At 62.9% G+C, this 5,133-nt stretch carries 8 protein-coding genes; 5 read left to right on the top strand and 3 right to left on the bottom strand.

Annotated features, from left to right (window positions below):
* Both EOA60_RS17855 and EOA60_RS17850 read right to left on the bottom strand, forming a co-directional pair.
* The coding region (locus tag EOA60_RS17855) for an aldolase/citrate lyase family protein (RefSeq protein ID WP_245502577.1) at positions 1 to 434 on the bottom strand (434 nt) is incomplete at its 3' end.
* Positions 435 to 534: 100 nt separating this feature from the next.
* The gene (locus tag EOA60_RS17850; RefSeq protein WP_128311677.1) at positions 535 to 855 is read right to left on the bottom strand and encodes a DUF1476 domain-containing protein; all 321 of its coding nucleotides are present in this window, start codon (positions 853 to 855) and stop codon (positions 535 to 537) included.
* 275 nt (positions 856 to 1,130) lie between these two features.
* Here EOA60_RS17850 and purC point away from each other — a divergent pair, with 275 nt between their 5' ends.
* The 4 genes from purC to EOA60_RS17830 all read left to right on the top strand — a co-directional run bounded on the left by purC (position 1,131) and on the right by EOA60_RS17830 (position 3,477).
* Positions 1,131 to 1,925 carry a phosphoribosylaminoimidazolesuccinocarboxamide synthase gene (gene purC, locus EOA60_RS17845; protein ID WP_040969563.1) on the top strand — a complete coding sequence of 265 codons (795 nt, stop codon included), beginning with the start codon at positions 1,131 to 1,133 and terminating at the stop codon, positions 1,923 to 1,925.
* 67 nt (positions 1,926 to 1,992) lie between these two features.
* A complete protein-coding gene (gene purS / locus EOA60_RS17840; RefSeq protein ID WP_095825273.1) occupies positions 1,993 to 2,232 on the top strand; it encodes a phosphoribosylformylglycinamidine synthase subunit PurS in 240 nt (79 codons plus the stop codon).
* A gap of 110 nt (positions 2,233 to 2,342) precedes the next feature.
* Positions 2,343 to 3,011, top strand: coding sequence for a phosphoribosylformylglycinamidine synthase subunit PurQ (gene purQ / locus EOA60_RS17835; RefSeq protein WP_067328327.1), 669 nt, complete (start codon positions 2,343 to 2,345; stop codon positions 3,009 to 3,011).
* Between the two features lie 55 nt (positions 3,012 to 3,066).
* Positions 3,067 to 3,477, top strand: coding sequence for a hypothetical protein (locus tag EOA60_RS17830; protein ID WP_095825272.1), 411 nt, complete (start codon positions 3,067 to 3,069; stop codon positions 3,475 to 3,477).
* Between the two features lie 156 nt (positions 3,478 to 3,633).
* Here EOA60_RS17830 and EOA60_RS17825 read toward each other — a convergent pair whose 3' ends face one another.
* On the bottom strand, positions 3,634 to 3,876 hold the full coding sequence (locus EOA60_RS17825; protein ID WP_095825271.1) for a DUF1127 domain-containing protein: 243 nt from the start codon (positions 3,874 to 3,876) through the stop codon (positions 3,634 to 3,636).
* Between the two features lie 94 nt (positions 3,877 to 3,970).
* On the opposite strand from EOA60_RS17825, the gene EOA60_RS17820 reads away from it, so the two are divergent.
* Positions 3,971 to 5,133, top strand: a 1,163-nt coding sequence (locus EOA60_RS17820) for a PLP-dependent aminotransferase family protein (protein WP_164899376.1), incomplete at its 3' end; no start/stop codon positions are given.

Below are 5,133 nucleotides of genomic sequence, written 5' to 3'. Positions count from 1 at the left end.
GCAAAGGCCATGGTGCGCTGGTTCGAGTCGCGCAGCCACTCGGCATGGTCACCCTTGCCATGGCGCGGGAAGGCATAGGTCGGGCCCCAAGAACGCTCGCCCATCGGCGGATACTTCATCGCTGCGGCGAACTGCCTGGCGTCGTCTACGGAATTGACCATCGGCGCGATCACCGCCTCGGCGCCGAAATCGAGCGCCCGGCTCGCCATGTCGAAGCGCCCGACCGGGATGCGCACCAGCGCCGGCTTGTTGGCGGCAAGCACCGGCACCAGGCCGCGCAGAACGCTGTCCTCGTGGTGGCCGCCATGCTGCATGTCGAGGGTAACGGCATCAAAGCCCTGCTTGGCGATGATCTCTACCGTCAGCGCGTCCGGCACGCCGGACCAGGCGGTGAACAGCGTTTCGTCGGCGGCCAGGCGGGACTTGAGCGACATCGGAACTTCCTTGGTAACGATCCGCAGTCTCAGCCGGAAACGGCGGCAAGGCAAAGAAAACCGCCCGGCTGAGCCGGGCGGTCGATTGGTCCAACGATTTTTACGTGTTCTTGACCTGCTCGATCGCCTGCGCCATCAGCTCGTCCATGGTGCGGCGGATCTGATGGTCCGACTGGTTGACGCCCGCGGCGTCGAAGTCCTCGCGGATTTTGCGGAAGACGTCATGGTCGCCGGCCTCCCCGATGTCGGAGACGACTACCGCTTTGGCATAGGCCTCGGCATCGGCTCCGCTCTTGCCCAGCTTTTCGGCGGCCCACAGGCCGAGCGCTCTGTTGCGGCGCGCCGAGGCCTTGAAGCGGAGCTCCTCGTCGAAGACGAATTTGCGCTCGAAGCCCTCTTCGCGGTCTTTCATGCTGCTCATGCGTCCCTCCGATCAAATCGATTCGCTTGGCTATGAATATGTGTGCTTACCCAGCACAAACCAAAAGGTCGCGGGCCGGTCAATATGCAACGTCCCATGCTGCGCTGCGGCATTTCGGTTCCGAAAGCGGTTGATCGGCTGGATTTGCCGATTGAGCAAACATTACGATTGCTATAGACACCGGCATTGAACGCACCCGTCGCCACAACTAATTTAGGCAGACGGACAGGAACTGGTCGCTTGCCGCCTGCCCGCCAATCCAGAGAAAAAATCAGATGAAAAATCGCCGCCGCATTTACGAAGGCAAGGCCAAGATCCTCTATGAAGGACCTGAGCCCGGGACGCTGATCCAGTTCTTCAAGGATGACGCCACCGCCTTCAACAAGAAGAAACATGAGGTGGTCGACGGCAAGGGCGTGCTCAACAACCGCATCTCCGAGCACATTTTCAATCACCTCAATCGTATGGGCATCCCGACCCATTTCATCCGCCGGCTGAACATGCGCGAGCAGCTGATCAAGGAAGTCGAGATCATTCCGCTTGAGGTGGTGGTGCGCAACGTCGCCGCCGGCTCGCTCGCAAAGCGCCTGGGCATCGAGGAAGGCACGGTTCTGCCGCGCTCGATCATCGAATTCTACTACAAGGCCGATGCGCTGGACGACCCGATGGTGTCGGAAGAGCACATCACCGCCTTCGGCTGGGCCAGCCCGCAGGAGATCGACGACATCATGGCGCTGGCTATCCGCGTCAATGACTTCCTCTCCGGCCTGTTCCTGGGCGTCGGCATCCAGCTTGTCGACTTCAAGATCGAGTGCGGCCGCCTGTTCGAGGGCGACATGATGCGCATCGTTGTCGCCGACGAGATCTCGCCGGATTCCTGCCGGCTGTGGGACGTCGCCACTCAGGACAAGCTCGACAAGGACCGCTTTCGCCGCGACATGGGCGGCCTGGTCGAGGCCTACCAGGAAGTGGCCCGCCGCCTCGGCATCATGAACGAGAACGAGCCGCCGCGCCCGACAGGCCCGGTGCTCGTTGCCTCTTCCGAGCCCTCGAAGAGCACGAAGCACTGACAGCCAGCGCGGGCCTGCCGGAAACGGCGCGCCCGCCCTCCGCACTACCGATCACTCAGGAGTATCGATGAAAGCCCGCGTCACCGTCACCCTCAAGAACGGAGTTCTCGACCCGCAGGGCAAGGCGATCGAGCACGCGCTCTCAGGGCTGGGCTTCGACGGCGTCGGCCAGGTGCGGCAGGGCAAGGTCTTCGACATCGAGCTCACCGGAACCGACAGGGCCAAGGCCGAAGCCGACCTCAAGGCCATGTGCGACAAGCTTCTGGCGAACACGGTGATTGAGAATTATAGTGTGGCTATTACCTGAGGTTGCAGCGCAGAGGTTATGCCTGAAGCCACCAGCGATTTGATGTACAGGCTCCTGAAGCGCGTGCATAACCAGCGAACTCGCCGAAAACCAGAGGCCCTACGACCCAAATGAAATCAGCCGTCGTCCTCCTGCCTGGGCTCAACCGTGACCGCGACATGATCGCGGCTCTGACCAAGATTTCCGGTCAGGCGCCGGCGACCGTCTGGCAGACCGACACCGAAATCCCGGACGTCGACCTGATCGCCATTCCCGGCGGCTTTTCCTTCGGCGACTATCTGCGCTGCGGGGCGATCGCCGCGCGCATGCCGGTGATGCGGGCAGTGGCCGAAAAGGCGGCCAAGGGCGTGATGGTGATCGGCGTCTGCAACGGCTTCCAGATCCTGGTCGAGGCGGGGCTGCTCCCCGGCGCCCTGATGCGCAACGCCTCGCTGAAATTCGTCTGCCGGCACGTGAAGCTCGAGATCGCCAACGCCAACACGATGTTCACCCGCGGCTATCAGCCGGGCCAGATCATTCGCTCACCGGTCGCGCATCACGACGGCAACTATTTCGCCGACGCCGAAACGCTGGCGCGCCTCGAAGGCGAAGGCCAGGTGGTGTTCCGCTATGCCGAAGGCACCAATCCCAACGGCTCGATCAACGACATCGCCGGCATCGTCAGCGAGAAGGGCAATGTGCTCGGTCTGATGCCGCACCCGGAGAACCTGATCGAGGCGGCACACGGCGGCAGCGACGGCCGGGCGCTGTTCGAAGGCGCGCTTGGCATCGCCGCTTGATCCTTTCAGACGATTCCTTCAGACCATTCTTTCAGACCAACGGGGCGGCCTGACCATGAGACTGACGATTGCTCGCCTTGCTCTCCTGGCCGCCGCCGGATTTGCGCTCGCCTCTTGCCAGTCCGGCTCGAAGACCACGCCGCCCCCCTCTGGCAAGAGCGCTTCCCTGCTTGCCATGGAGCAGGTCGCCATCGCCGCTCACAAGTGCTGGATCGCCAGCAAGGACCCGGCCTTCAAGCCCTATCAGATGGCCAACGAGCTCAACTCCTACAGCGGCACGCCGCGCTTCCTGCTGGTGCCTGCCAACCACTATGGCGGCAAGCCGCTGCTGGTCGTGCAAGCACAAGGCAATTCCCGCAAAGTGGACGTGTTCGGGCCGTTGATGGCCGAACCGCTGGGCGCGCGCATAGGCTCCGACATCGCGCGCTGGCAGGCCGGCAATTCAGCCTGCGCCGCTGCAGCGTGACTCGGCCGTAGCCCACTTCCTGCAAATGCAGGATTGACGGTCGGTTTTCGCGCTCGTCAATCAACATACCATCGAAGCTCTGTTCGCGGTCGATGTATGCCCAAACCGCGCAGCGATTTGACATGCATCGCAACAATCAAGGGCGTCGCGACGCGCTTAGTCCCAGAACGGCCTGATACCTTCGCGATGGGCGTCGCAGCGCGAAATGCCGATGTCCTTGAGCTGCTCGTCGGTCATCTCCAAGAGCGCAAGGCGGCCGCGACGGCGTTCCAGCATTCGCTCGATTTGCCTGGCGATGGCACGAAGCACGAATACGACCCGGTCAACGAACCCGCGGCGCCCCGACGGGCGGCCGTGCAACTCGGCGCTGTCATAACGGAATGTATCAATTGTATTCATCTTGCGATCAACCAATTCTATCAATTGTACTCTAGTTACCCGCGTTCTCATATCGATTGACTCGTCTCGCGATGCAATATAAAAAATTGCCACCATGACAAATTGGCTCTCAGACCTCGCTTCCGGTTCCGGCCCTCTCTATCAGCGCCTTGCTGACAGCATTGAGTCAGATATCGACAAGGGCGTCATCGATGCGGGTGCAAAACTGCCGCCGCAGCGCGACCTCGCCTACGACATTGGCACTACGGTCGGCACGGTCGGCCGGGCCTATCAGTTGCTGCGCGAGCGCGGGCTGGTGTGTGGGGAGGTCGGGCGCGGCACCTATGTGCTCGCGCAACGCGCGGAGAGCCCCAAGCCCGAGTTGCAGCCCGCCGCGCTCGGAACGCGGCTCATCGATGCGCCGAGCGGCAAGCTGCGCTTCGACAGCACCGCCGCCCCCGATGTCGGACAAGGCGCATTGATTGCCGAACTGCTGGCGCGGACGGCGGAGGAGCACCCCCACGACATCTCAAGCTATACCAGGGATTTCCCGGAGCGCTGGTTTGAGGCCGGCGGCCTTTGGCTCAAGCGCAATTCCTTTCACCCCTCGCCCGATTCGATCGTGCCGACGCTTGGCACCCATGCGGCGGTGATGGCGGCGGTCGCGGCGCTCACCACGCCTGGCGACACGATCGTCTTCGAGCATCTCACCTATTCGCAGATCTCGCGCAGCGCCGGTCTGATCGGGCGCCGTACCGCGCTGGTCTCGGCGGACGATGAAGGTCTCGATCCCGACGATTTCGAACGCGTCTGCGCGCAAAAACACCCGAAGATGATGTTCGTGATGCCGACGGCGAAGAACCCGACGCTGGTGACGCTGTCGGCGGAGCGGCGCCAGGCGATCGCGCGCATAGCGCGCGAGTACAATGTCGTCCTGATCGAGGATGATCTTTATGGCGAATTGACCGACGATCCGACGCCACTGCTCGCCGAATACGCCCCTGAGCGCACGATCGTAGCCGGCGGCCTGTCGAAGTCGGTCGCGGCCGGCGTGCGCGGCGGCTGGCTGTCCTGCCCGCCCGCCTACCGCCACCGCATCCGCGTGGCGCACAAGATGATGACCGGCGGGCTGCCCTTTCTGCTGGCGGAGGTCGGAACAAGGCTGGTGATGTCGGGCCAGGCCAACGATATCCGCAAGCGCTGCATTGCCGAGATCCAAGCTCGTCTCCATGTCGCGCGCGAGACGCTGGCTGGCTTTGACTTCAAGGCGCGGGACAA

Origin of the sequence: Mesorhizobium sp. M1A.F.Ca.IN.020.06.1.1, assembly GCF_004023265.1 — a bacterium.
GTDB lineage: Bacteria > Pseudomonadota > Alphaproteobacteria > Rhizobiales > Rhizobiaceae > Mesorhizobium.
The sequence above is the reverse complement of the archived record's forward strand: the minus strand, read 5'-3'. Positions and strand labels throughout refer to the sequence as shown.

Bases quoted from the DNA above. Each gene is read 5' to 3' on its own strand.
- EOA60_RS17850 (WP_128311677.1), bottom strand. From the start codon at position 855: ATGAGCAGCATGAAAGACCGCGAAGAGGGCTTCGAGCGCAAATTCGTC.
- purC (WP_040969563.1), top strand. From the start codon at position 1,131: ATGAAAAATCGCCGCCGCATTTACGAAGGCAAGGCCAAGATCCTCTAT.
- purS (WP_095825273.1), top strand. From the start codon at position 1,993: ATGAAAGCCCGCGTCACCGTCACCCTCAAGAACGGAGTTCTCGACCCG.
- purQ (WP_067328327.1), top strand. From the start codon at position 2,343: ATGAAATCAGCCGTCGTCCTCCTGCCTGGGCTCAACCGTGACCGCGAC.
- EOA60_RS17830 (WP_095825272.1), top strand. From the start codon at position 3,067: ATGAGACTGACGATTGCTCGCCTTGCTCTCCTGGCCGCCGCCGGATTT.
- EOA60_RS17825 (WP_095825271.1), bottom strand. From the start codon at position 3,876: ATGAATACAATTGATACATTCCGTTATGACAGCGCCGAGTTGCACGGC.